The 25,404-nt window shown below is 58.4% G+C and carries 28 protein-coding genes; 12 read left to right on the top strand and 16 right to left on the bottom strand.

The window, feature by feature from the left end; translation table 11 throughout:
• Positions 1-4: 4 nt before the first annotated feature.
• The gene (locus tag AC2FFA_RS13345; protein ID WP_496851964.1) at positions 5-451 is read left to right on the top strand and encodes a YtoQ family protein; all 447 of its coding nucleotides are present in this window, start codon (positions 5-7) and stop codon (positions 449-451) included.
• A 50-nt stretch (positions 452-501) separates the two neighbouring features.
• On the opposite strand, the gene AC2FFA_RS13340 is transcribed toward AC2FFA_RS13345, so the two are convergent.
• The gene (locus tag AC2FFA_RS13340) at positions 502-1,200 is read right to left on the bottom strand and encodes a glutathione S-transferase N-terminal domain-containing protein (protein WP_496851963.1); all 699 of its coding nucleotides are present in this window, start codon (positions 1,198-1,200) and stop codon (positions 502-504) included.
• A 261-nt stretch (positions 1,201-1,461) separates the two neighbouring features.
• Between AC2FFA_RS13340 and AC2FFA_RS13335 the strand changes: the two genes are divergently transcribed.
• On the top strand, positions 1,462-2,223 hold the full coding sequence (locus AC2FFA_RS13335; RefSeq protein WP_253283973.1) for a mechanosensitive ion channel family protein: 762 nt from the start codon (positions 1,462-1,464) through the stop codon (positions 2,221-2,223).
• Positions 2,224-2,413: 190 nt separating this feature from the next.
• Here AC2FFA_RS13335 and ald read toward each other — a convergent pair whose 3' ends face one another.
• Entirely contained in the window at positions 2,414-3,532 is a 1,119-nt protein-coding gene (gene ald, locus AC2FFA_RS13330) for an alanine dehydrogenase (protein WP_117870498.1), read from the bottom strand.
• Between the two features lie 134 nt (positions 3,533-3,666).
• Between ald and AC2FFA_RS13325 the strand changes: the two genes are divergently transcribed.
• Positions 3,667-4,125, top strand: coding sequence for an Lrp/AsnC family transcriptional regulator (locus tag AC2FFA_RS13325; protein WP_117870496.1), 459 nt, complete (start codon positions 3,667-3,669; stop codon positions 4,123-4,125).
• 3 nt (positions 4,126-4,128) lie between these two features.
• On the opposite strand, the gene AC2FFA_RS13320 is transcribed toward AC2FFA_RS13325, so the two are convergent.
• Positions 4,129-4,968 carry a CPBP family intramembrane glutamic endopeptidase gene (locus AC2FFA_RS13320; RefSeq protein ID WP_496672425.1) on the bottom strand — a complete coding sequence of 280 codons (840 nt, stop codon included), beginning with the start codon at positions 4,966-4,968 and terminating at the stop codon, positions 4,129-4,131.
• Between the two features lie 279 nt (positions 4,969-5,247).
• Between AC2FFA_RS13320 and ppk2 the strand changes: the two genes are divergently transcribed.
• Positions 5,248-6,165 (top strand): polyphosphate kinase 2, encoded by a 918-nt coding sequence (ppk2, locus tag AC2FFA_RS13315; RefSeq protein WP_496851962.1) that lies wholly within the window; start codon positions 5,248-5,250, stop codon positions 6,163-6,165.
• 67 nt (positions 6,166-6,232) lie between these two features.
• Here the strand turns inward: ppk2 and AC2FFA_RS13310 are convergent, their stop codons facing one another.
• Positions 6,233-7,240 carry a CAP domain-containing protein gene (locus AC2FFA_RS13310; protein WP_496851961.1) on the bottom strand — a complete coding sequence of 336 codons (1,008 nt, stop codon included), beginning with the start codon at positions 7,238-7,240 and terminating at the stop codon, positions 6,233-6,235.
• 294 nt (positions 7,241-7,534) lie between these two features.
• On the bottom strand, positions 7,535-7,741 hold the full coding sequence (gene rpsU, locus AC2FFA_RS13305; RefSeq protein ID WP_005614280.1) for a 30S ribosomal protein S21: 207 nt from the start codon (positions 7,739-7,741) through the stop codon (positions 7,535-7,537).
• Between the two features lie 111 nt (positions 7,742-7,852).
• On the opposite strand from rpsU, the gene AC2FFA_RS13300 reads away from it, so the two are divergent.
• Positions 7,853-8,545, top strand: coding sequence for a COQ9 family protein (locus AC2FFA_RS13300; protein ID WP_299899274.1), 693 nt, complete (start codon positions 7,853-7,855; stop codon positions 8,543-8,545).
• 61 nt (positions 8,546-8,606) lie between these two features.
• Positions 8,607-9,593, top strand: a complete 987-nt coding sequence (locus AC2FFA_RS13295) for an NAD(P)H-quinone oxidoreductase (protein ID WP_496717910.1) — start codon at positions 8,607-8,609, stop codon at positions 9,591-9,593.
• A gap of 30 nt (positions 9,594-9,623) precedes the next feature.
• Here AC2FFA_RS13295 and AC2FFA_RS13290 read toward each other — a convergent pair whose 3' ends face one another.
• Positions 9,624-10,481 carry a DUF2189 domain-containing protein gene (locus tag AC2FFA_RS13290; protein ID WP_496717912.1) on the bottom strand — a complete coding sequence of 286 codons (858 nt, stop codon included), beginning with the start codon at positions 10,479-10,481 and terminating at the stop codon, positions 9,624-9,626.
• A gap of 193 nt (positions 10,482-10,674) precedes the next feature.
• On the opposite strand from AC2FFA_RS13290, the gene AC2FFA_RS13285 reads away from it, so the two are divergent.
• On the top strand, positions 10,675-11,658 hold the full coding sequence (locus AC2FFA_RS13285; protein ID WP_117870487.1) for a quinone oxidoreductase family protein: 984 nt from the start codon (positions 10,675-10,677) through the stop codon (positions 11,656-11,658).
• Positions 11,659-11,707: 49 nt separating this feature from the next.
• Here the strand turns inward: AC2FFA_RS13285 and AC2FFA_RS13280 are convergent, their stop codons facing one another.
• The 9 genes from AC2FFA_RS13280 to AC2FFA_RS13240 form a co-directional block, all read right to left on the bottom strand.
• Positions 11,708-12,241, bottom strand: coding sequence for an outer membrane protein (locus AC2FFA_RS13280; protein WP_496851960.1), 534 nt, complete (start codon positions 12,239-12,241; stop codon positions 11,708-11,710).
• Between the two features lie 260 nt (positions 12,242-12,501).
• A complete protein-coding gene (locus AC2FFA_RS13275) occupies positions 12,502-12,978 on the bottom strand; it encodes a YHS domain-containing (seleno)protein (RefSeq protein WP_117870483.1) in 477 nt (158 codons plus the stop codon).
• 183 nt (positions 12,979-13,161) lie between these two features.
• Positions 13,162-13,431 carry a hypothetical protein gene (locus AC2FFA_RS13270; RefSeq protein ID WP_496851959.1) on the bottom strand — a complete coding sequence of 90 codons (270 nt, stop codon included), beginning with the start codon at positions 13,429-13,431 and terminating at the stop codon, positions 13,162-13,164.
• The gene (gene plsY, locus AC2FFA_RS13265) at positions 13,428-14,033 is read right to left on the bottom strand and encodes a glycerol-3-phosphate 1-O-acyltransferase PlsY (protein WP_299642249.1); all 606 of its coding nucleotides are present in this window, start codon (positions 14,031-14,033) and stop codon (positions 13,428-13,430) included. The genes AC2FFA_RS13270 and plsY overlap by 4 nt, the downstream gene beginning before the upstream one ends.
• Positions 14,033-15,313 (bottom strand): dihydroorotase, encoded by a 1,281-nt coding sequence (gene pyrC, locus AC2FFA_RS13260; protein ID WP_496851958.1) that lies wholly within the window; start codon positions 15,311-15,313, stop codon positions 14,033-14,035. Before pyrC ends, plsY begins: the two co-directional genes overlap by 1 nt.
• Positions 15,310-15,696, bottom strand: coding sequence for a hypothetical protein (locus AC2FFA_RS13255; RefSeq protein WP_496851957.1), 387 nt, complete (start codon positions 15,694-15,696; stop codon positions 15,310-15,312). Before AC2FFA_RS13255 ends, pyrC begins: the two co-directional genes overlap by 4 nt.
• Positions 15,681-16,199, bottom strand: coding sequence for a hypothetical protein (locus tag AC2FFA_RS13250; protein WP_496851956.1), 519 nt, complete (start codon positions 16,197-16,199; stop codon positions 15,681-15,683). Before AC2FFA_RS13250 ends, AC2FFA_RS13255 begins: the two co-directional genes overlap by 16 nt.
• A complete protein-coding gene (locus AC2FFA_RS13245; RefSeq protein ID WP_496851955.1) occupies positions 16,196-17,131 on the bottom strand; it encodes an aspartate carbamoyltransferase catalytic subunit in 936 nt (311 codons plus the stop codon). Before AC2FFA_RS13245 ends, AC2FFA_RS13250 begins: the two co-directional genes overlap by 4 nt.
• A 59-nt stretch (positions 17,132-17,190) precedes the next feature.
• On the bottom strand, positions 17,191-17,742 hold the full coding sequence (locus tag AC2FFA_RS13240) for a scavenger receptor class F, member 2 (protein ID WP_299899241.1): 552 nt from the start codon (positions 17,740-17,742) through the stop codon (positions 17,191-17,193).
• A 146-nt stretch (positions 17,743-17,888) separates the two neighbouring features.
• On the opposite strand from AC2FFA_RS13240, the gene AC2FFA_RS13235 reads away from it, so the two are divergent.
• The 5 genes from AC2FFA_RS13235 to AC2FFA_RS13215 all read left to right on the top strand — a co-directional run bounded on the left by AC2FFA_RS13235 (position 17,889) and on the right by AC2FFA_RS13215 (position 24,986).
• A complete protein-coding gene (locus tag AC2FFA_RS13235) occupies positions 17,889-18,656 on the top strand; it encodes a uracil-DNA glycosylase (protein ID WP_496851954.1) in 768 nt (255 codons plus the stop codon).
• The gene (locus tag AC2FFA_RS13230; RefSeq protein WP_496851953.1) at positions 18,653-19,252 is read left to right on the top strand and encodes a metallophosphoesterase family protein; all 600 of its coding nucleotides are present in this window, start codon (positions 18,653-18,655) and stop codon (positions 19,250-19,252) included. Before AC2FFA_RS13235 ends, AC2FFA_RS13230 begins: the two co-directional genes overlap by 4 nt.
• A gap of 229 nt (positions 19,253-19,481) precedes the next feature.
• A complete protein-coding gene (gene moaB / locus AC2FFA_RS13225; RefSeq protein ID WP_117870465.1) occupies positions 19,482-20,024 on the top strand; it encodes a molybdenum cofactor biosynthesis protein B in 543 nt (180 codons plus the stop codon).
• Positions 20,025-20,130: 106 nt separating this feature from the next.
• Positions 20,131-21,579 carry an efflux RND transporter periplasmic adaptor subunit gene (locus tag AC2FFA_RS13220; protein WP_496851952.1) on the top strand — a complete coding sequence of 483 codons (1,449 nt, stop codon included), beginning with the start codon at positions 20,131-20,133 and terminating at the stop codon, positions 21,577-21,579.
• 5 nt (positions 21,580-21,584) lie between these two features.
• A complete protein-coding gene (locus tag AC2FFA_RS13215; protein ID WP_496851951.1) occupies positions 21,585-24,986 on the top strand; it encodes an efflux RND transporter permease subunit in 3,402 nt (1,133 codons plus the stop codon).
• On the opposite strand, the gene AC2FFA_RS13210 is transcribed toward AC2FFA_RS13215, so the two are convergent.
• A complete protein-coding gene (locus AC2FFA_RS13210) occupies positions 24,953-25,402 on the bottom strand; it encodes an NUDIX hydrolase (RefSeq protein ID WP_496851950.1) in 450 nt (149 codons plus the stop codon). The genes AC2FFA_RS13215 and AC2FFA_RS13210 overlap by 34 nt on opposite strands.
• Between the last annotated feature and the right edge of the window lie 2 nt (positions 25,403-25,404).

Here is a 25,404-nt window from a genome sequence, read left to right as displayed (position 1 = left end):
AAAGATGCTGAACGTATACCTCTCTGGTGAAATACACACCGACTGGCGCGAACAGATCATCGACGGCGCACAGGGGTTGGATATCACCTTCAACGGCCCGGTGACTGATCACGGGGCCAGCGACGATTGTGGCGTTGCCATTCTGGGGGAAGAGCCGAACAAATACTGGCATGATCACAAGGGTGCGATGGTCAATGCGATCCGGACCCGAAAGGGCATTTCGGATGCCGATGTGGTGGTTGTGCGGTTTGGCGACAAGTACAAACAGTGGAACGCCGCTTTTGATGCGGGTAATGCAGCAGCGCTGGGTAAGTCCATCATCGTGCTGCATGGTCCCGAGCATCAGCACGCGTTGAAAGAAGTTGATGCAGCCGCGCTGGCCGTGGCGGAAAAGCCCGCGCAGGTGGTCGAAATCCTGCGCTATGTGCTGACGGGTGCACTGCCGGGCTGAGCTTTGCGAAGAGGGTGCCAGCTTTGGCACCCTTCCTATTGCGAAACCGTTTAAGCGCGTGCGGGTATGGCCTTGCCGCGCTGCACCGCCGGGCGCTGCATGAAACGGTCGACATAGGCGACGACATTGGCGTAGTCGTCCCAGCCAACAACCTCTTTCGCGCCGTAGAAGTCCAAAGCATTCAGCCAGGGGGCAAGAGCGATATCGGCGATGGAGTAATCGCCTGCAATCCAGTCCTGCCCGTCCAGTTGCATGTTGACCACGTTCAGCAGGCGCTTGGCCTCGTTGATATAGCGTTCGCGCGGTCGGGGGTCTTCGATTTCGCTGCCAGCGAATTTGTAGAAAAAGCCAAGCTGACCAAACATTGGCCCCACGCCCCCCATCTGGAACATCAGCCATTGCGTAATGCGATACTTGTCTGCTGCGTTTTGTCCCAGGAACTTGCCTAATTTCTCGGCCAGATACAGCAGGATCGCGCCGCTCTCGAACAGGGCAAGGGGTTCACCGTCCGGACCGTTGGGATCGAGGATGGCGGGGATCTTGTTATTTGGGTTCAGCGACAGAAACTCGGGGCTTTTGACATCCGCATCCGACAGCGTCACCAGATGAGCCTCATAGGGCAGGCCAGTTTCCTCCAGCATGATCGACGCCTTTACGCCGTTTGGAGTCGGATAGGAATACAATTGGATCTTGTCCGGGGATTGCGCGGGCCAGCGGGCCGTTATCGGATGTGGTTTGTTGTCCAGCATTGGGGGGCTCCTGTTTGGCTGTTCCGTCAAAACTAGGGACCAAGGCGCATTTATTTAAGCCCTGTGCGATGTGCATTTCCGGTCAGGCCGTGTTTTCTGGCGAACAGAGGGGAATTCCAGTGAAACTGGCACCTAGACCGGATGGCAAATTTGGCTCACAATCTGGTGACCCCCGCGAAAACCTCGCGGGTTTCTTGCTGTTGAAAGGAGATGGGCGTGGATGAGGTAGTAACACAGGTGGGGGCATATGCCCCGCTGATCATGAGTGCCGTCAAGGCGCTTGTCGTTCTGATCCTGGGCTGGATTGTGGCTGGCGCAATCGGGGGTATGGTTCGCCGCCGGATCAATTCGACGCCGCATATTGATCCGACACTGGGGAACTTTTCGGCAAGCTTGGTCAAATGGGCCATTCTCGCCATGGTTCTGGTTGCTGTTCTGGGTATCTTCGGAATTGAAGCCACCAGCATCGTCGCCATTCTGGGTGCCGCATCGCTGGCCATCGGTCTGGCCCTTCAAGGCACGCTCAGCGATCTGGCGGCCGGTGTGATGCTGGTTGTCTTCCGGCCCTACAAGCTGGGTCAATTTGTTGATATCGGGGGCACGTCGGGCACCGTAAAGGACCTGAACCTGTTCACCACCGAGCTGGTGACGCCTGATAACGTGCAGATCATCGTTCCGAACGGTCAGGCATGGGGCTCGATCATCACGAATTACTCTGCCCATGACACGCGCCGTGTCGATCTGGTATTCGGGATTGATTACGGCGACAGCGCGGACAAAGCCATGCAGATCATTCTGGATGTGGCGAAAGCGGACAGCCGCATTCACAGCGACCCGGAACCATGGGTTCGGGTTACGAACCTGGGTGACAGCTCGGTGGATCTGACGGCACGGCTGTGGTGCTCGGCACCAGACTATTGGGATGTCAAATTCGAGCTGACGAAAACGATCAAGGAAGCCTTTGACGACAAGGGTATTTCGATCCCTTATCCCCATTCTGTGGAGATCCAGAAACAGGGGTGACGGCTCCCGCCCGTCGATCGGGCATTCGAAAATGCCCTCCTCCCGTTGGGTCCGGCACCGCGCCCTTGCGCGGTGCCCTTATCTTTGTTCAAACCGTCGCGTTTGATACTGACCGCGCCACGCCGGGGGCGTGGCGCTACGCCCAACGCTGTAAATCGTTTCTCAAAAGCGATTTCAGGGGCGGGAGTGTTTACGACTTGACGATCACGTTAGGTGAAACAACGTCGATACCAAGGGCCTTGCCGACCGCATAGTAAGTCAGCTTGCCTGCGTGAACGTTCAGGCCTTCCAGCAGATGCGGATCGTCCTGACACGCCTGTTTCCAGCCTTTATCCGCCAGAGACAGCATGAACGGCATCGTGGCGTTGCCCAGGGCGATGGTCGAGGTGCGCGCCACTGCGCCCGGCATGTTGGCAACGCAGTAATGCATGATGCCATCGACATCATAGATCGGATCGGCATGGGTGGTGGCTTTTGAAGTCTCGAAGCACCCGCCCTGGTCGATGGCAACATCGACAAGTACGGCACCGGGTTTCATCGTCGACAGCTGTTCGCGCGAGACAAGTTTCGGAGCTGCAGCACCGGGGATCAGAACGGCACCGATGACCATATCGGCATCCTGGATCAGCTCGGCCGTGGCGCCCGCTGTCGAATACTGGTTCTTGAAGGTTCCGCCAAAGACGTCATCCAGATAGCGCAGCCGCGGCAAGGAGCGATCCAGAACGGTGACATCCGCGCCCATTCCGGCAGCGATCTTTGCCGCATGGGTTCCTACGACGCCACCGCCGATAACGACCACTTTGGCAGGGCCGACACCGGGTACGCCACCCATCAGAACGCCGCGCCCGCCATTGGCCTTTTGCAGTGTCCACGACCCGACCTGAGGGGCCAGGCGACCGGCGACTTCGGACATCGGAGCCAGCAGAGGCAGGCCGCCGTTCGCGTCGGTTACGGTCTCATAGGCGATGGCAGTACAACCCGATTCCAGCAGGTCATGCGTCTGATCCGGGTCCGGAGCCAGGTGCAGATAGGTGAACAGCAGCTGTCCTTCGCGCAGCATCTTGCGTTCCACAGCCTGGGGTTCCTTGACCTTCACGATCATGTCGGCGGTGGCAAATACTTCTTCCGCAGTGTCGATGATATGCGCGCCCGCCGCGACATAGGCGTCATTGTCGAAACCTGCGCCGATGCCTGCACCGGATTCGATAAGGACTTCGTGACCACGTGCAACAGCTTCCTGAGCAGCATTGGGCGTCATCCCGACGCGGAATTCCTGGGGTTTGATTTCCTTGGGGCAACCGATCTTCATGGGGGTCTCCGTTCATAAACTGCCTAAATTATGTGCATTTTCAGTGCAATTTCTGTGAAAGAAAACGTGTCAATGCGTTTTTCTTTGGAAGAATTTCGCGTAGTTTACAAATATCATGCAAAGGAATTGCAGCAATGAGCTTGGACGCGACTGATCGAAAGATTCTGGCGGCACTTCAGAAAAATGGTCGGATGTCGAATTCGGAATTGTCTGAACAGGTCAACCTGTCCCCGTCCGCTTGCCACCGGCGCGTGCAAAGGCTTGAGGTTGACGGGTATATCCGCAACTACGTGGCTTTGCTGGATGCCCGGAAGATGAACGTGCCGACAACCGTCTTTGTCGAGATCACGCTGCAAGGTCAGGCCGAAGAGGTTCTGGATGCGTTTGAAAAGGCGGTGGCCCGGATACCGGATGTGTTGGAATGCCATCTGATGGCCGGTACGGCGGATTACATTTTGAAAGTCGTGGCGGAGAACACCGAAGATTTCGCACGCATTCATCGACAATACTTGTCGCGCCTGCCAGGGGTGGCCCAAATGCAAAGTTCGTTTGCTCTGCGTACCGTGTTCAAGACCACTGCCTTACCGGTCTGATATTCATAAGGGGCCAGGATAGGTGAACAGAAACAGGTGCGTCAGGTTGAACCCAAAATGCATTGCAACGGGAACCCAGAGGCGGCTGGTTGCATAGTATCCCAATCCGCAGGCCAGCCCGAGAATAGAAGCAAAAGCCACGAGCGCCGGACCTCCGGCGAAATGGGCCAGCCCGAACAGCAGGCTCGCTGTGATCACGCTCCAAGCGTCCCCAAGACGTACGGCGAAAGCCGATTGCAGATAGCCACGAAAAAAGGCTTCTTCCGTCAGGCAGGTCAGAAACGCGTTGGACAAGGCAAATACCAGCCACCAAGGGGGGACCGTAAACTCCGGCTGCACCGAGCCGAGGGAAAAACCGATGAGAAACAGGCCAGGAAGGATCAGTAACCCTACCAGCAAAGCTGTGGGTTTGATCTGCGTTTTTCCGCGCTGCATCCGGGGCCAGGCCAGAAGAATGGCAAAGAAGACCATCGGTTTGTCCAGGTTCAGGTGCATGGTGAAACTGGCGCTTCCCGCACCCGCCTGCACCTGATCCAGAATTTTCAAATTGTTGAATCCTGGCAGCAGATGTGCACCCATGACCAGGCACCACAGGATCAATAACAGGTGCCCGGCGATAGCAGGCCAACCTTTCAGATGGGGTAGCAAAGCAGCTCCGACCAAACCAAAGACCACCGCAGCGATCGCCGTGGGTGACATCAATCCTATTGCCGAGGCAATGCTGATGAACAAAACCAGCAGAGAAAAGGCGATGCCAGTTCGCCGGGCCAGTGCCGCCAATTGCGCCGAGATCAGGACCAGCCATGGCCAGATGGAGGGCATCAGGGAAAGAAGGAATGTCACAATGGTCTCATCTGTTTTACGCGCCCCGTCATGCCGCACAAAAACAAGGCAATGCAAGCAGCCGTGGTGAAGTGCAGTGCGTTGCGTCAATTCAAACGCTTGTATCCTGCGGGTCAGACGTACAAATTCAGGGAAAAGACCGTATACCGCGCTGGACCTGATTTGCAGGTGTGACTACAGCCGCAGGACCCGTGACCCTCGTATCAATTTATCTGATGACATCAGGTGGTTACACGGGTCCGATATGGTCCGAACCCGAAGACCGAGAAGGAGCTGACCTTGGACAACGAAAACACTGGCGCCCCTAAAGACTGGCTGGAAGCCGAGCTGGAGGACACGCTCGATGAAGACTTCGAGATAGAATTCAGTGAGCCGATGCTGTCGATGGAAGTCCGGAAAATCTATCGGGAACAGCATCCGGACATGTTGGATCGCAAGGTTTACTTCCGCAACCTGCTGCGCCTGCAGGCCGAACTGATCAAGGTTCAGGACTGGGTGCAGCATACCGGGGCCAAGGTCTGTATCCTGTTTGAAGGCCGTGACAGTGCCGGCAAGGGCGGGGTGATCAAGCGGATCACCCAGCGTCTGAACCCGCGCGTGGCCCGCGTGGTCGCGTTGCCGGCACCCAGCCGCCGTGAGCAAAGCCAGTGGTATTTCCAGCGCTACGTACCGCATCTGCCGGCGGCGGGTGAAATCGTTCTGTTCGACCGCTCGTGGTACAACCGGGCGGGGGTCGAGCGGGTAATGGGTTTTGCGTCCGAGGACCAGGTTGAACAGTTCTTTCAGGACGTTCCCGAATTCGAACGAATGCTGGTGCGGTCAGGGGTCATTCTGCTGAAATACTGGTTCTCGATCACGGATGAGGAACAGCAGTTGCGATTCCTCATGCGTATTCATGATCCGATGAAACAGTGGAAGCTGTCGCCGATGGATCTGGAATCCCGCATCCGCTGGGAGTCCTACACAAAGGCAAAAGAGGACATGCTTTTCCGAACCAACATCCCCGAGGCCCCTTGGTACATTGTCGAAGGCAATGACAAAAAGCGTGAACGGCTGAACTGTATCGAGCATCTATTGACAAGAATCCCGTACGAGGACGTGCCTCAGGAAAAGGTCAATCTGCCCGACCGCAGGTACAACCCGGAATACGAGCGCCGCGTTTTGCCGGATGAGCTTTACGTACCAAAGATCTATTGAAGCAAAACCAGGCTCTGAGCCGGAACATGCGAGGCCGACACGGCCGGCCTCGCAAAGGTTCAACTGATCAGGCTGCATCCATCATGCAGTCAAAGTTGAAGAAGTTGACCATTATGATGTCACAGTCATCGACGACGGCTGTTTCGGTACCCGCAGGCTCGGATTCCGTTTCTGGCGTGGTGTCGGCGGTCGGCATCATGTCGACATCATCGGTGCCGGCCACGTCCGTGTCGCCGTTCATGTCGTCTTCCCAATCGAACTCGTCAAACTGCGCTTGCAGGTTTTCGAGGAAATTGGCGATTTCATCGAGGAAGGCCTGAACGTCAAAGCAGAATGCTTCGGGCTCACCGCCATCAACCACTTCGGTGTCCGGCATTTCAGGTTCCGGTTCCTCGGTTTCGGTGACGTCAGTATCCGGCGTTTCGGGTTCCGGCTCTTCAGTCTCGGTGACATCGATGTCCGGTGTCTCGGGTGTAGGCTCTTCGGTTCCGGGCGTCTCAGTTCCTGGCTCTTCGGTTTCGGTGACGTCAGTATCCGGCGTTTCGACTTCCGGCTCTTCTGGTACGGCGACTTCGTCCGGCGTGGTTGGCGGAACTGGCGGTGTGTTTGTATTGCCGTTGTCCAGCATGACTGCCGCGTCGGTCGCGGCAAAGTTCTGGGTGACCATCACAGCATCAAAGCCCTGCATGTCACCGGTTTCGACGCCGATCCCGATATATTTGAAATCCGGGTTCAGGATATTGGCGCGGTGGCCCGGGCTGTTCATCAGGTTTTGGTGCAGTTGGGCCACGTCATCGCTGATGCCAGGCGCTCCGCGTTCTGACTGCCATGCGATGTTTTCGCCAGTACGCCAGCTTCCCTCAAGATCGAAACCGGCACCTTGCATCCGCTGGGTTGCACTGGAACCGCCAGAACCGGTGTGACTGAATGTGTCTGTATTCAACATCCAAGTGCTGTGATCTTCGGACGAGTCGTTTAGCTGCGTTTCAAGTTGCAGCGGGTTGAGCCCGCGGGATGTGCGTTCCTGGTTTATCAGCCCCAGCATCTCGCGTTCGAATGTACTTGCAGTCGACATGTTTGCCTCCGTTTGTGTTTGTGTCCTTTCAGACGGGCTCACTTAGAGGTGGGGGTGTCGACGGTGGTAGGGGTTGGTTCAACTCAGGCGAGTTTTGGCGAGGCGATGCTACCAACACGAGATTCGCTGCGCTGCTAAATGCCGGGCAAAATGTTGCTGGTGAGGAAATGGCGGCTTGTCGCACAGCCCGTCCCACGAGTCGGCGGATTGTATCCGATCCCTGAAACGACAAACCCCCGGGCGATGCCTCGGGGGTCGTCAAATAGTGTCATCCAAAACTGGACGAGCGAGGTTTTAGAGCAAACCTTCGCGCTGTGCTTTCTTACGTGCCAGTTTACGGGCACGACGGATCGCTTCAGCCTTCTCGCGCGCTTTTTTCTCGGACGGTTTCTCGAAATGTTGCTTAAGCTTCATTTCGCGGAACACGCCTTCGCGCTGCAGCTTTTTCTTCAGGGCACGAAGCGCCTGATCGACGTTATTGTCGCGAACACTAACCTGCATGTGGTTGTCACCACCTTTCTAGATAGAGTTGCAAGGAAATTGCAGGAGTTGGCCGTATAGCAAAGCCGTTCTAACTTGTCTAGTACTGGCCCCGACAACCGGAGAAACGTCATGACCACCACATATGAAGATGCAAAACACCAGCTTTTGGATGCAATGCTGAACCATGTTCCCTTCGATGGATGGTCGGAAACCAGTTTTCGTGCCTCCATTTCCGACTGTGGTCTGGATGACGGCCTGGCGCGCGCGATCTGTCCGCGCGGCGCAGTTGATCTGGCACTGGCCTATCATGCGCGCGGCGATCAGGCGATGCTGGACCGCATAAAGTCCGAAGACCTGAGTGGGCTGAAATTTCGGGACAAGATTGCCGCTTCGGTTCGGTTCCGTTTGCAAGCGGTCGAGGATAAAGAACTGGTGCGCCGGGGCATGACGCTGTTTTCCCTGCCAACTTACGCGGCAGACGGTGCCAGGGCAGTTTGGCAGACCTGCGATCTGATCTGGGATACGTTGGGCGATACCTCGGACGACGTGAACTGGTACACGAAACGGGCCACTTTGTCGGGTGTCTATTCCTCGACCTTGTTGTTCTGGCTGGGCGATGACAGCCCGGGTCATCAGCGCACGTGGGAGTTTCTGGATCGCCGGATCGCGAACGTCATGGAGTTCGAAAAGCTCAAGGCACAGATGCGCGACAACCCGGTGTTGAAACCGTTTCTGGCGGTTCCGAACTGGCTGGCGGGTCAGGTGAAAGCACCAGAGAAAATGCGAGCAGACCTTCCGGGAAAACTGAACCCCCGAAAGTAGCTCGTCTTGGTGCTGGGCCTTGACCCTGATGCCTGCTAGGCATTGGGCAAAGGAGGTGCCTATGACCCAGATGATGCGCGCTGTTGAGATCACCGAACCGGGTGGTCCTGATGTTTTGCAACTGACCGAGCGTTCTGTCCCCGAACCGGGTGCAGGGCAAGTGGTGCTGAAAGTGGCTTATGCCGGCGTGAACCGCCCGGATGCGTTGCAACGTGCGGGCGCTTACGATCCGCCGCCCGGTGCCAGTGACTTGCCGGGGCTTGAGGCTTCGGGCGAGGTTGTCTCGGTTGGGGCCGGTGTCCAGGGACTGTCCGTCGGCGATCAGGTCTGCGCGTTGCTGCCGGGCGGAGGCTATGCCGAATACGTCGCCACCCCTGCGGCCCACTGTCTGCCGGTGCCTGCGGGCATGGGAATGAAAGAGGCAGCTTGCCTGCCCGAGACCTTTTTCACCGTCTGGTCCAACGTGTTTACGCGGGGCGGACTGAAGGCAGGCGAGAGATTCCTGGTCCATGGTGGCTCGAGTGGGATTGGTACGACAGCCATCCAGTTGGCCAACGCCTTTGGTGCCCGCGTTTTTGCCACCGCAGGTTCGGATGAGAAATGCGAAGCTTGCGTCAAATTGGGTGCGGAAAGGGCGATCAACTACCGCGATGAGGATTTTGTGGCCGTCATGCGGGCCGAAGGTGGGGCAAACCTGATCCTCGACATGGTCGGTGGCGATTATATTCCGCGTAACGTCAAAGCTCTGGCCGAGGATGGGCGGCTGGTCCAGATCGCCTTCCTGCAAGGACCGGTCGTGGAGCTGAACTTTGCCCTGATGATGGTCAAGCGCCTGACCCTGACCGGCAGCACCCTGCGCCCGCAAAGCGATCTGGCCAAGGCCCGGATTGCGCAGGACCTGCGCGAAGCCGTCTGGCCTCTGCTTGAGGCTGGCAAGGTAGCGCCTGTTATGGATAGCGAATTTGATCTGGCCGAGGCTGCGGCCGCCCATGCACGCATGGAAAGCTCGGGCCATATTGGCAAGATCGTTCTGAAGGTCTCGGGCTGAGTATTGAAGGCGCGGGTTTGTCCCGCGCGTTCACGCAATCGCGCGGCGGTACAGGTGCCATGTGGCATGACCCAGAACCGGCATCACTACGATCAAACCCAACAGCATCGGCAGGGCACCCAGAAACAGAAGGGCAGCCACGATGAACCCCCAGGTCAAGATGACGCCGGGGTTGTGACGCAACACGCGAAACGACGTCACGACCGCCACCGGCAATCCGACTTTCCGGTCCAGAAGCAATGGAAAGCTGACGACACTGACCGCCAGAGCGCACAGAGCGAACACGAATCCAACGGTGAGTCCGACTGCCATCATCGTCCAGCCGGCAGTCGTAGAGAATACTTGCTGAGCAAAAGCGCCCAGTGACGCAGGGGCTTCTGGACCCATTGTATACGTGTAGATGCTTTGCGCCACCATCAGCCAGATCAGCAGAAGCATCACCAGATAAAACCCGAGTACCAGAATTGCGCCGAATGACGGCGAGCGAAAGACGCCGAACGCATCCAGCCAATGCGCCGTGCTGCCTTGCTCTCGTTTGCGGCTGATCTCGTACAAACCCACGGCTGCCACAGGACCGATCAAAGCAAAACCGGCAACGAGAGGAGCCAGAAGTGGAATCATACTGACGTTCAGGGCAAAGCCGAACATCAAAAGCCCTGCGATCGGGTAAATCAGTACAATGAATATGGCGTCCGCTCGTGTTTCGAGAAAGTCGTGATACCCCGCCCGCAGGCAAGCGCGCAGATCCTGCATCGTCAATGTCTGCACCATCGGCAGATGCTTGATATCTGCGCTTCCGAGTTGTGAAACGCTATCCGAGACATGATCACCGGCCGCACCCAGATTCTGGGCTGCCCAGCTGATCGGATTTCCGATTGTTTTAGCCATTTTCATCCCCTTCCCTGGCGAGAATTGCGCCGCGGAACGGATCCGGCAATTTGTTGTCCGTGGCCGGAACAGCCGACAACGCCTGACCTCATTATAGCACAGTTTGGCGAAATCCTGTTCAACTCTGTGGCACCAGACGGATTGCCCTGCATCGCAGTCATGTTAGCTTGAAGTCAGGCAAGAGGAGGTCAGGATGCAGACAACAGCGAAAACGGTTGTAGTTCACGAATTCGGCGGGCCCGAGGTGTTGCGGATCGAAGACAGGCCAGTGGGCGACCCCGGACCGGGTGAAATACGTATTCGCCACCAGGCCTGCGGCCTAAATTTTATCGACGTATATCAACGTACTGGATTGTACCCCCTTGATCTTCCTCATGCTTTGGGCATGGAAGCGTCCGGCGTCATCGAGGCCGTCGGGGACGGGGTGACGCACCTGCAACCCGGCCAGCGGGCCGCATATGCGGCAGCCCCACCCGGAGCGTATTGCGAGGCCCGCGTAATGCCTGCGGCACAGGTGTGCCCTCTGCCGGACGGCATCACATTCGAAGCTGCTGCGGCAATGATGTTGAAGGGTTTGACGGTTGAATACCTGTTTCACCGAACCACTCCGCTGAAACGCGGGGATACGGTGCTGTTTCACGCAGCGGCCGGTGGGGTCGGACTGATCGCCTGCCAATGGGCGAAATCCGAGGGGATCACCCTGATTGGCACGGCGGGAACCGACGAGAAATGCAGCCTTGCCCGGTTCAACGGGGCTGCGCATTGCATCAACTACCGATCCGAGAATTTCACCGAACGGGTGGCCGAGATCACCAAGGGTCAGGGCGTGGACGTGGTGATGGATTCCGTCGGGGCGGATACGTTCCAAGGATCGCTGAATTGTTTGAGACCGTTAGGGATGATGATTTCCTTCGGCAACGCGTCCGGGCCGGTGCCGCCGTTCGATATCGGTGTTCTGGGTCAGAAAGGATCGCTCAAGATCACCCGACCCACCTTGTTCACCCATATTGCGGATCACTCCGTGTGTCAGGCAATGGCGCGCCGCTTGTTCGGCAAGGTCGAGGGCAGAGAGGTCAAGATCCACATCGATCAGCGTTTTGCGCTTGATCAGGTTGCCGATGCCCATCGCGCGCTTGAAGCGCGACAGACGACGGGCAGTACGATCCTGGACCTCTGAATCGAGGCCCGGCCGGACAGGCCGGGCCCATTTTTGTCTGGGATGCCATTCAGAACCGGTACGAGGCGCGAATCTGCAATGTGGTTGCGTCGACATCCACATTGTTTGCGTTGAAGTTATCGAATTCGTGGTACAGCAGTTCTCCACCAATACTCACGTTTGGGGCCACGACCTGTTCGTAGCCTGCGCCAATGAACCACCCGTCATCGCTGCCCAGAGTGTCCGTACCAGCTTCGGCATAGCCTGCCGTGCCATATAGCAAACCTTGCGGGTTTATTTTGTAGCCAGCACGCGCCTTCAGCCGCCAGACATCTTCAACAGTTGCGGCGCCAGACAGATCCACGTCAGTCCAGTCATAGTCAAAACCGCCGCCAACGACCCAGTCGCCGAGATCATAATCGTAACCCAGGATGATACCACCGATTACGCCATCGCCGTCGACCCCGGACAGGCTGGTGTCCACATCGGCATAACCCAGTTGCAGACCGCCATAAAACCCGGTCCAGTTGCCCGAGGATTGTGCCATTGCCGATCCCGCGACCACGGTTGCGACAGTGGTGATGAGAGCCAATTTCAATGTCATCTCATTTCCTTTCGATTGTCACTCTGCTGCAGTGAAATTCAGTTCACTTATGCAGACCATTACGATCCGCTAGCGTCATCGGATCAGTGATACCTACGAATTCCAGCCCGTATTCTTGCGTTGAAACGTGACAAGACACGCCGTTGCCCTTTGAAAACGGGCACTTCTGATACTGATGAGATAGGAAGAAATGAGAGGTATTCAAACGACATGCGGCGGCGGAACGTTCCGCCGCCGACACGCCTGACAGTTTCAGCGGATTATTGCTTCTGCAATTCAGCAGGGGTCTTGTCCGCGATGTCTTCCCAGTTTGCGCTCGCGCTTTCGATAAAGCCCGGGATGTCGCCTTCCCAGCGTTCTTGGATGTCTTCCGACAGGTTCAGGTACAGCTTGTTGTCGACGATTTTCCAGTAGTTCGGGTCACCGTCGAACTTGAAGCCCATGGCTGTACCGAAGGCACAGTAGCCACCGTAGGCAGGCAGGTAGGCTTCCGGGTTGGCCTCGAAGGCGGCTTTGTTTTCTTCCGACGAGAAACGATACATTGCATCGTCGTACAGCGTGGTGATGCGGTAGTCACCTTTGGTGGCTTCACCAACGGTGAAATAGGCAACCGGGTCATAACCCTGCATGGCCAGACCAGTCGAACTCGCGTTGATGTCCACACCCGCAGCCAGAGCGGATGTTGCCACTGCAACGGACAGAGCGACGCCACCGATCAGAGATTTAAACTTGTTCATTGTTCCACCTTTCGTGAAAGGAGCCTCGTCTGTGTGCGGATCGAAGGCCCCGGATTGTTGTCCTGTGTGGCCCGTAATTGACCGTCACGACAGCGATCTGGGGTGCAGTTGGATCACGTTCAAAACAATGAATCGTGATTGTGCGCCAGAGAATAACGCCTGTTCAAAAATGCAGGCACGACATTACGCGTCCGGTTCAAAGTCCAGAACAAACGCAATGACTTTGCAGGCCGCCATTTCACACGGCCTCAGCAGTGCCCCGCTGAGGCGCGTCTGATACAGGTTCATGCTGATATAGTCGGTTCCGCCCAGTTCGTGTGCAACCAGCTTGTGGGATTTTTCCTCTGCCATCTGTTGACGCACAACGACGTAGCGCCGGTCCCCCGATATACCAGTGAAACTACCCTTGGGCAGCGCGAAAAAAGCGGAGACAAAAGCGTCCGGCGGTGTCACGACTTTCCGATTTTCGGTTCAGTTCCAGCCTTGATTCGCGCGACATTGGTGCTGTGACGCCAGTAGATTAGAAGCGTCAGAATAACCCCCAGGATAAAAGATTGCCCGCTGGTCAGAACCAGCACCCAGGTTGTTGAAAGTGCAGCCGCGGCCAACGCGCCGACCGAGGATATCCGCCAGATCGCTGCCGCCACCAACCAGCTGAGACAGCAAGCGACACCGACGCGCCAGTCCAGCGCCAGCCAGAGGCCCAGAAAGGTGGCCACGCCTTTTCCGCCCTTAAACCCCAGCCAGATAGGAAAGCAATGGCCCAGAAAGGCAAAAAGGGCTGCGATTTGTGCGGCGTCTTCTCCGGCATAAGCACGGGCAATCAGAACCGCCACCGCGCCTTTGGCCGCGTCAAACAGCAATGTCAGCGCCGCTGCGGCTTTGTTGCCGGTACGCAGGACGTTTGTTGCCCCGATATTCCCGGACCCGATTTCGCGCAGATTTCCCAACCCCATGACCTTGGCAAGCAAAAGGCCGAAGGGAATGGAGCCCATCAGATATCCAACCACCGCCCACTGGAGCAGTTCGCTAGTCGAGTTGTCGATCGGGGGCATTAGGAACTCCGGAACACTTCTTGACCTGCAACATAGGTCGAAATGACCTTACCTTGCATCCGCTGGCCGTCAAATGGAGTGTTCTGAGATTTGGATTTTAAGGCAAACCGATCAAGCACAAAAGGCACATCCGGGTCGAACAGAACCAGATCTGCCGGGGCACCTTCCGACAATCGGCCACTTTCCAGACCAAGCCGTTTGGCCGGGTTCAATGCCATCGCCCGGAACAGGGTCGGCAGGTCCAACTGGTCGGCATGATACAGGCGCAACGCCGCAGGCAACAGCGTTTCCAGCGCCACCGCACCCGAGGCGGCTTCTTCGAACGGCAGGCGTTTGCTTTCCTCGTCCTGCGGTGTGTGCATCGAACTGATCGTATCGATGAGGCCGGTGCGGACGGCCTCGATCACCGCCTGCCGGTCATCCTCGGACCGCAGTGGCGGCTTGACCTTGAAGAAGGTGCGATAGTCGGCCACGTCGAGCTCGTTCAGCGTCAGATGGTGAATCGACGTACCAGCGGTTATGTCCAGCCCGTTGCGCTTGGCCCGTTCCAGCGCGGGCAGGGCGCGAGCCGTGGTGATCTGGTCGGCGTGATAAGCTGCGCCCGTCATTTCGAGCAGCGCAATGTCACGGTCCAGCCCCATGCGCTCGGCCATGGGCGAAACGGCTGGCAATCCGCGCAGGGCGGCGAATTTGCCGCTGGTGACAGCGGTCCCGGCGCTGAGGCCCGGGTCCTGCGGATGGGCAATCACCAGCGCGCCGCAGGATTTCGCATATGTCAGCGCGCGGGAAAACACCTTGGTATTGGTGATGACATGATCGCAATCGGTGAAGGCAACGGCACCCGCGTCCTGCAAGAACCCGATCTCGGTCATCTCGCGCCCTTCGCGCCCCTTGGTCAGCGCGGCCATCGGCAGAACATTGACCGGCGCATCCGCCTGCGCGCGCCTTGTCGCAAATTCCAGCGTTTCCGGCGTATCGACCGCAGGCAGAGTATCCGGCCGGGTGACGATGGTTGTCACACCCCCGGCAGCCGCCGCAAGACCAGCGGATTTGTAGCTTTCCTTGTGCCGTTCCCCCGGCTCGCAGACCTTGACGCCGATATCGACGATGCCGGGAGCGAGGCACTTGCCGCCGCAGTCGATGACCTGAGCGTCAGTGACGGGCATGTCCCCGTTGCCCTTGCCCTGAATGAGGCCGTCGGCAATGTGCAGCCAGCCGAGACTGTCCGTGCCGGTTTCAGGGTCGATCAGGCGGGCATTGGTGAAGATCAGGGTGGTCATGGAATGGCCCTTTCAATCGCGGCTTTGGTGGCGGCCGGGTCTGACTGGTACTTGATCAGATGTTTATCGCCGCTCTTGGTGACGATCTGCACGAAGCTGCCCATGGTATTCACGGCGGTGATCTGGTTCAGCGGCACGCTGCGCCCGCCGGGTCCGGTCAACGCGGTATCTGACAACTGCCAATTGGCGACCAGTTCTTCCGAGGCCAGATACCAGGCGCGTATGCCAATGGCAGCAAGGCCAGCGGGGGCTCCGGTCCAGACGTAAGGATTGCCGATCAGCCACAGCACGATCATCGCACCGGCCATGCCAAGGGCGGCGAGCCATGCGTTGGTGCGTATGTAGGCCCACTTGTCCGGGGCGAAGGTCACAGGATCAGCCACAAGATGCCTCCGGTGATTAAAAGCGCGACAAGCACCATCATGGCCGACCCGACGTGGCGGGGGGCGTCACCTGCTGTGACGGTTTGCGGGGCCGAGAAGGGTTTGGCGCTTTCGGTTTCAATGGTCCCCCCGGTCCAGCTTGTGGCCTCTTCCGTGAACAGGCCGATCAGGCGCAGGCGAGGGTCAGGCCTGAGCATCGCGGGGCGACCTTTGAACGCGGTACTGCGCAGGACCATGACCCAACCTTCGACAGAGGTCAGAGCGTCGCGGTCCAACTGGTCTGCTGAAACGCCGCACCCTTCGGTCAGGTAGCCGTACAGCCCGAGCTCCTCCAGGTCGGATACCGGAAAAACATCGATGTGGCTGGGATCCAGCCCATCGACCCCAAGCACCTGACCGGCGGCACCGGGTTCGCGCAGGAATTTTGCCTCTTCCGGACGCATGTCCAGCGCGAACAGGCGCAAGACGCCATGTTCGTTGGGGGAGATGGCCAGCTTGTTCATGCGGCCTCGCGCAGGTTGCGGGCCAGCAGTTCCATTGCTGCCATGCGAACGGCGACGCCCATTTCCACCTGTTCCTGAATGACGGACCGGTTGATGTCGTCCGCCAGTGTGCCGTCGATCTCGACCCCGCGGTTCATCGGACCGGGATGCATGACGATCGCGTCTGGCTTGGCCTCTGCCAGCTTCGCGGCGTCCAGACCATAGCGGTGGTAATACTCGCGTTCCGAGGGGATGAACCCGCCATCCATGCGTTCTTTCTGGAGGCGCAACATCATGACGACATCGACGTCTTTGAGGCCCTCGTTCATGTCATCGTATATTTCGGCGCCAAACTCGGCAAATTGCGCGGGCACCAGCGTCGGCGGCCCAATCAGGCGGATGCGGTTCTCCATCTTGCCCAGCAGGATCAGGTTCGAGCGGGCCACGCGGGAATGGGCCACGTCCCCGCAGATCGCGATGTTCAGCCGGTGCAGGCGACCCTTGGCGCGACGGATGGTCAAGGCGTCCAGCAGGGCTTGCGTTGGGTGCTCATGTTTACCGTCACCGGCGTTCAAAACTGCGCAATTGACCTTCTGCGCCAGCAGATCGACCGCGCCGGAATGCGGGTGCCGCACCACCAGAAGATCCGGGTGCATAGCGTTCAGCGTCATCGCCGTGTCGATCAGAGTTTCACCTTTCTTGATCGAACTGGCCTGCATCGCCATGTTCATCACGTCTGCGCCCAGACGCTTTCCCGCCAGTTCGAAGCTGGCCTGTGTCCGGGTGGAGTTTTCAAAGAACATGTTGATCTGGGTCAGTCCCGACAGCACATCCGAGTGCTTGGTCGACTGGCGGTTCATGGCGACATAGGTCTCGGCCAGATCCAGAATTTCGGTGATATCGGATTGCGACAGATGCTCGATGCCAAGAAGGTGACGATGGGCGAAACGCATGGGCGGGCTCCTGTCTGACAATCGCGCCGCTTATAGGAAGCCGTGCGACGCAAGGCAACCTAAGGTTCCGTACCCTCAGGCAGTTTTTCGCAGCCGCCCTCGGGCAGGCATTGCTCACCCGGCTTGCACCACTTGCCGTAGCCGCAGTCGATCGCCTTGATCGGTACACAGCCCTGATGGGCCGAACATTTGAAACCGGGACGGCATTGTGATCCGGTTTCCTCGCACAGGAACCATCCCGGACGAGAACATCCCCCGCCGGGCAGGCAGGACGAGCCGCGCGCGCAGGTTCTGCCATCAGCGCAAGTGGTTGGAGGCGTCGTATCCAACTCGGGTGCGCTCCGTTCACACTCACCACGACCATTGCAGAAACTGTCGCCCGGACAGTCCAGCCGCGAGGCGCATTTGTTCAGGCCTGCGGGCGCACATCTGAGTCCACCTGCGACGCAGCGTTCGAACGGACCGCAACTGCGCCCGCCGCCGCAATAGGTGCCGCCCAGCGGAATGCAGTGGCCATCAAAACTGCATCTTTGCCCGCCTGAGCAACAGGTGCTGCCGCATTTGAACTGACCAGCACGGCACTGCCCGTGTTTGTCGTGAAACGTGGCCACTGCCGGATCACCAGTGGCTACCAGCACTAAACCCAAGATGAGGAATCGCAGAAATCTGAGCATCGCGCGCCGATGGTCGGCGCGACAGAGCGACCGATCAAGTCCTATTCGCTTTCCCTCAGCCCTCAGGACGGTAAGTTATCCCTATGGAATCGGGTTTGGACTATTATTCTGCGCGGGCGCTGCTGGAATGGCAGATCGAATTGGGCGCCACCGAGGCAATCGGTGATGTGCCGGTTGATCGGTACGCGTTGCCCGACACCACGGCCAAACCCAAGAAAGCAGAAGCGCGCCCCGCCGCCCCGGCGAAGCCACAGGATGTAGACTCAGTTGCAATAGCGGGATCTGTAGCACAGGGCGCGGGATCGCTGGATCAATTGCGCGCAGCGATGGACGCTTTCGAACACTGCGAGCTCAAACGCGGGGCGCGACAGTTGGTTTTTGCCGATGGTACCCCCGGCGCGCGCGTGATGATCATTGGCGAAGCTCCCGGGCGCGAAGAAGACCGTGAAGGCAAGCCCTTTGTTGGCCGTGCAGGTCAATTGCTGGACCGGATGCTGGCGGCAATTGATCTGGATCGCCGCGAAAGCGTCTATATCACCAATGTGCTGCCATGGCGGCCCCCGCAGAACCGCGATCCCAAGCCCGAAGAGATCGGGATGATGAAGCCGTTCTTGGAACGCCACGTGGCACTGGCCAGGCCCGAGGTTCTGGTTGTGATGGGGAATATCAGCTGTCAGGCGGTGCTGGGCAAACGCGGAATCACCCGCCTGCGCGGCAAATGGGATCAGGCAATGGATCTTCCAGTGATTCCGATGTTCCACCCGGCTTACCTGTTGCGACAACCGCAGATGAAACGGCAGGCCTGGGCGGATCTGCTGGAACTGAAAGCGCGGCTGCGAGGTGCAACATGAAGGTTCTGGCATTCTCTGATCTGCACATGGCGCGCAACCGGGCAGCCGATCTTGTCGCCGCCAGCGCCGAGGCTGATCTTGTCATTGGCGCCGGTGATTATTGCAACTCGCGTCAGGGGCTGGACGAGGCGATGCATATGCTGTCCGGCATTTCGGCCCCGCTGGTCCTGATCCCGGGAAACGCAGAAAGTGCGGAAGAACTGGGCGATGCCGCCCCGGAAGGTGTCCATGTCCTGCACGGGTCTGGTATGACGATAGACGGCGTGAGCCTGTTTGGCTTTGGCTACGGCGTACCACCGACTCCGTTCGGAAACTGGTCCTGTGACCTGACAGAAGGTGAGGCGTCCGAGATGCTCGACCGGTGTGAAACGGCTGATGTCCTGATCGTTCATTCTCCTCCCAAAGGGTATGGGGATCAGACATCGCAAGGTCTTTCGGTCGGATCAACTGCCATACGAGATGCGGTGGAACGCCTTCAGCCAAGATTTGCGTTCTTCGGTCATGTACATGAAAGCTGGGGCTATCGAGGGTCCTTGGGTCGAACGCATTTGGCCAATCTGGGCCCGACGCCGAGTTGGTTTGAAGTAGGCCCATGACCGAAACCTTTACCCTGTTGGCGCCCATTCCGCAGTTTGTGAACCCCGAGGCGGGATCATCGCCGTCGGAGTGTTTGCGGTGAACGGGCTTGTGGGCATCTTTGCCGGATGCGCGAGTGGGCTGCGTGTCGGCAATCCACACGCCTCACGTAATATTGGCCGGATTACGGGGGGTATTTTTCCCGCCCTCGCTATCCGACTTGCCATTCTGGAAAAGGTCTGACGCAAGATGTCACGCATTGACGAAACCATGGAGTTCATCCCCGTCAGAATTGCCGTTCTGACCGTTTCGGATACCAGATCGATGGACGAAGATCGCTCGGGGCAGACATTGGTGGACAGGATTGAAAAAGCGGGCCATGTGGTTGCGGATCGCCAGATCATTCGGGACGAGCGCGACCAGATCGCCGACCAGTTGCGTGCATGGGTGGCTGATGAGCAGATCGATGTCGTGATCTCGACCGGGGGAACGGGTCTGACCGGGCGGGACGTGACAGTCGAGGCGCACCGGGACGTGTACGAAAAAGAGATCGACGCATTCGGCACTGTCTTCACCATCATCTCGATGGAAAAAATCGGCACCTCGGCGGTGCAGTCCCGTGCAACCGGGGGCGTTGCGGGGGGAACATACCTGTTTGCATTGCCCGGCAGCCCGGGGGCCTGCAAGGATGCGTGGGATGGGATTTTGGAAAAACAGTTCGATTACCGGCATCGCCCCTGCAATTTTGTGGAAATAATGCCCAGATTGGACGAACATCTGCGACGGAAGTAGACTGGTCGCACGTTCAATTCCGTATAACCGCTTTGTGGCTTGGCATAATTCGTGATCCGGCTACATGTTGTGGACGGCAGTGTGGTGCAACCGGGGTAACTGTTTGATGCGATTTTTACGGCAGAGTCTTGTCGGTATCTTTCTGGCGTTCCTGACGCTGGCTTTGCTTTTTGTTGCTGCGCAGATCATCATGGGTGCTGTGCAGGATGTCCTGACACGAGAAGAAGCGACGCCCCCCTCGCGCGAACGGGTTTTTGCAGTGTCCGTGCTTCGAGCCGAGGCTGAAACAGTTACCCCTTATCTTGAGGCTTTCGGGGAGGTTCAGAGCCGTCGCAGGCTCGAGTTGCGGGCCGCATTGGGTGGACGCGTTATCGGGCTAGCCGAAGACTTTGAAGATGGCGGAGTGGTTTCGACAGGCGAGCTTCTGGTCGAGCTAGACCCGGCGGATGCGCAATCTGCTCTGGACCGGGCCAAATCCGATTTATTGGACGCACAGTTTGAAGAACGGGACGCCGAGCGGTCTCTGCTGCTAGCGCAGGACGAATTGAAATCGGCCGAAGCGCAAGCCGAACTGCGGGAGCGGGCGCTGCAACGGCAACGCGATCTGGAGTCCCGAGGGGTAGGCGCCGCCGCCAGCGTGGAAGAGGCGGAACTGGCGGCTGCGTCAGCCCAACAGGCCGTTCTGGCGCGTCGCATCGCGCTTGCGCAGGCTGAATCCCGCGTCGATCAGGCAACGACGTTGTTGGCCCGGGCCGTGATTGCCCTGGAAGCTGCGGAACGCGATCTTGAAGATATGACCATTCGGGCCGGTTTCAGCGGTACCCTGACCGATGTGACGCTGGTGGAAGGGCGCTTGGTGTCGGCGAATGAAAAACTGGCTGAACTTGTTGATCCAAACGCTCTGGAAGTGGCGTTCCGGGTGTCAACGGCACAATATGTACGTTTGTTGGACGAGAAGGACAGGCTGATCAACGCGCCGGTCACAGTGTCGCTTGAGGTAACGGGCGCCGATCTGACCGCGACAGGCCATATCAGCCGTGACAGCGGGTCAGCGGGCGAGGGCCAGACCGGACGCTTGATTTATGCACGTCTGCAAGAGGCATCCGGGTTCAAGCCCGAAGATTTCGTTACCGTCTCGGTTCAGGAACAACCGCTTGCCAACGTGTTCCGCTTACCGTCTTCGGCTTTGGACGCATCGGGAACGGTTCTGGTGCTTGGTACAGATGACCGCCTGGAAAGCTTGCCGATGCAGCTTGTCCGCAGACAGGGTGACGAGGTTTTACTGCGAGGTGACGGGTTGGAAGGGCGCGAGGTTGTTATCGGTCGCACGCCGTTGCTTGGGCCAGGTGTGCGGGTGCGGCCGCTGCGACATGAGGCTGGGGCAGACCCAGGCATGGTCGAGTTGTCAGATGCGAAACGTGCCGAGCTCGTGGCCCGGGTTGAGGCCAACGAAGCCATGCCTCAGGATGAAAAAACTCAGGTTTTAGGTCAGTTGCGGTCAGCGCGCGTACCCTCATCTCTGGTGCGGCGTATTGAAACCAAGGCTGGGGGCTGAGCGTCATGATGCGCGAGATACCTGGCTCAGCGGGTGGCCTTCTCAGTTACTTCACACGACATAAGACAGTTGCCAATCTGCTGCTGCTTGTGATGCTGGTTCTTGGTGCAGCTGCCATTCCGAACATGCGGGCGCAGTTCTTTCCGGATGTCATTCTGGAACGGGTTGATGTGACCGTCTCGTGGGAAGGTGCAGGTCCCGAGGACATGGATGCCGGTATCGTGCAGTTGTTGGAACCTGCGCTGCTGGCCGTTGAAGGGGTAACCAGTACCGAGGCCAGTTCACACCCAAGTTGGACCCGCGTCAGACTGGAATTCGAGCCGAACTGGGACATGTCCCGCGCAGTTGAAGACATCCGGTCCGCGATAGACGGTGTGACGGATCTTCCCGAAGGCTCTGAAGAACCTGAAATTCAACGCGGCGCATGGCGGGACAGGGTAACGGATGTCGTACTCAGCGGGCCTACCGATACCAATCAACTGGCGAAGTTGACGGATGAGTTCATCAACCGTTTGTTCTCGGCGGGCGTCACGCGAACCGAAATCAGAGGCATTGCCGCGCCCCAGATCATTGTCGAGATCACCACGGCGCAATTGATCGCAAATGACATCACCATGGAAGAGATCGCGTCCGCGATTGCGGCCGAGGTCAGCACCGATCCCGCCGGCGAGGTTGAGGGCGCAGGTGCGCGTATCCGAGCCGGAACCGAAAAACGGACCCCGGAACAGCTCGAAGGCATCGCACTGCGGACCTTTGCCAATGGGTCGAAGCTGAAAGTTGGTGATATCGCCAGGATTCGGGTCGAAGGTGTCACACGGCATCGCAGTTATTTCGTCGGCGACGATCCGGCCATGTCCATCAGGGTCGACCGGTCAAATCTGGGCGATGCGATAGACATCCAGCACACGGTTGAAGACGTTGCCCGCGAAATGCAGGCCAGCTTGCCCGAAGGTGTGAAGATTGAACTGATCCGCACCCGGGCCCAGGCCATAACCGACCGATTGAACATCCTGGTCAACAACGGGTTGATGGGCCTGGGCCTTGTCGTCTGTCTGCTGTTCCTGTTCCTCAACGCGCGCATCGCCTTCTGGGTTGCGGCGGGTATCCCCGTGGCGATGTCGGCCGCAATCGCATTGATGTATCTGGGGGGATTGTCGCTGAACATGGTCTCGCTGTTCGGCCTGATCATCACACTGGGCATCGTGGTTGATGACGCCATCGTGGTAGGAGAGCACGCGGATTTCCGTGCCCGACGGCTGGGTGAGTCGCCTGTCGTGGCCGCAGAACGCGCGGCGCGGCGAATGGCCATGCCGGTTCTGGCTGCGACTGTCACGACGGTAATTGCGTTTTTCGGTCTGACTCTGGTGGGCGGGCGGTTCGGAGAACTGATCCGCGACATTCCCTTTACAGTGATCGCTGTACTGATCGCTTCGCTGGTCGAATGCTTCCTGATCCTTCCCAATCACATGGCACACGCCATAGCGCACTCGGCCAAGGAGCACTGGTATGATCTGCCCAATCGGGTCGTCAATCGTGGTTTCCGTTGGGTTCGGGACCACCTGTTCCGCCCGTTGATCTCCTGGGTGATATGGGCGCGTTACGTGGTCGTGGCGCTGATGATCGCGGTATTGGCCAGCCAAGTCGCACTGTTCATTCGCGGCGACGTGAACTGGCGTTTTTTTAATGCACCTGAACGGAGTTCGGTGACTGGCGGCTTTATCATGCGCGAAGGCTCAACGCGATCAGATACGCTTGAAATGATGCGCCTTCTGCAGCAAGCGGTCAATGATCTGGGCCAAATCTACGAAGAGCGTCACGGCCGCAATCCGATCGACTATGTTCTGGCCGAGGTTGGCGGCAACGCAGGCCGGCAACTGGCTGCTGCGGATGGTAAGGATGGCAGTTTGTTGGGTGGTATCTCGATCGAGCTTATCGATGCTGATCTGCGTTCGTATTCAAGTTTCGAATTTGTCGGAGAGTTGCAGGAATTCGCGCCGCGCCATCCCAAACTCGAAGTGGTGAGCTTCCGGGGATGGCGGTCCGGCCCTGGCGGCGATGCCATCGATGTGCAGTTTTTCGGCTCTGATGTGAGCGTTCTCAAGGCCGCGTCCGAAGACCTGCAGGCCGAGCTTTCGAAATTCCCCGAAGTCTCGGCGCTTGAAGACAATCTGGCTTATGACAAGGAAGAGTTCATCCTGGACCTGACTGCGCAGGGAGAGGCGCTGGGATTCCGGATTGAGACGCTGGGACGCGCCCTGCGCAATCGCCTGAACGGCATCGAAGCGGCGACATTCCCGGACGGGCCACGCAGTGCCGAGATCCGTGTGGAACTGCCTGAGGGCGAACTGACGGCAGATTTCCTCGAGCGTACGCTGATGCGGTCTCCTGACGGGGTTTACGTACCGCTGGCCGACATCGTTTCGGTCGAGCGTAAATCCGGTTTCTCGACGGTTCGGCGCGAAAACGGCCTGAGGGTTGTTTCGGTCTACGGCGACATCTCGGAAGATGATCCGGCACGCGCCACCGAAATCGAACGGGCGATGCAGGAAGAAATTCTGCCCGATATCGCAGCGGAACGGCAAGTTGAGTGGCGCATGTCGGGTCTGAGTGAACAGGAAAATGAATTCCTTGCCGAAGCGCGCACCGGTTTGATCCTGTGCCTGACAGGTATCTACCTTGTACTGGCCTGGGTGTTCGCCAGCTGGACACGGCCAGTGGTCGTTATGGCAATCATACCCTTCGGCCTCGTTGGTGCGATCTGGGGCCACTACATCTGGGAAGTGCCGCTCAGCATGTTCACGGTGGTCGGATTGCTGGGCATGACCGGAATCATCATCAACGACTCGATCGTTCTGGTGACCACGATAGATGCGTATCAAAAAGACCGTGGTCTGGTTCCGTCCATTGTCGAAGGTACCGCAGACAGGTTGCGGCCCGTGATGCTGACCACTTTGACCACGGTTCTCGGACTTGCGCCGTTGCTTTATGAAGGTTCGCAACAGGCGCAATTCCTCAAGCCGACCGTGATAACGCTGGTTTACGGGCTTGGGTTCGGGATGTTGCTGGTTCTCATTCTGGTGCCTGCTCTTCTGGCGATCGTCAATGATGTAGCGCGCCCGATGACAGCCATGCGCCGAGCTGCGCGGGCACCCGACCGGGTGGTTCGGGGCGCACTGGCGGCAACCGGGGCCGCATTGGCGGTTTGGTTCGGCCTGACAATGATTTGGCCCGCAGTTACCGGCGCACCGCTTGGCCTGCTGCAAGGCCTCTATGCAGGTGGAGATGGCATTGCGCTGCTGCAAATGGGGTTGGGTGCATTTCTGGCCGGCGCAATTCTGATCGTGATCCTGAGCGTGGTGCTGTCAGGTTTGCTTTATGGGCGGCTCACAAGATCGGCCGATGCCTGATCCGCGCGGATTGCGTGTTCCATGAGGTCGATGACCCGCGCGCTCATCGGCAGGTCGCCCCGGCGTATCTGCTCAATGGCAAACCAGCGGGCATCCAGCGCGTCGTCACCGGCTTGTGGTGTGCCAGACTGATAGCGGCAGGCAACGCCGACCAACAGGTAATGGGACAGAACCTGTCCCGCCTTGTCGCGGCGCAGCAGATCCAGGTTTCTCAGGTAATGTGACGGTTCCGCAATCACCGAGGTTTCTTCCTGCAACTCGCGCTGCGCCGCCTGCAAAACAGTTTCACCCCACTCCACGTGGCCGCCGGGGAATCCCCAAAGCCCCTTGTCCGGCTGTTTGCTGCGCTGAACCAGAAGAACCTTGTCCTGATGCAGAACAACCGCCAACGCACCGATCTTGGGGGATTGGCTCATGG

Source organism: Ruegeria sp. YTSB088 (genome assembly GCF_059609825.1).
Note: the sequence above shows the minus strand (reverse complement) of the source record. Positions and strands in the feature narration are given on the sequence as shown.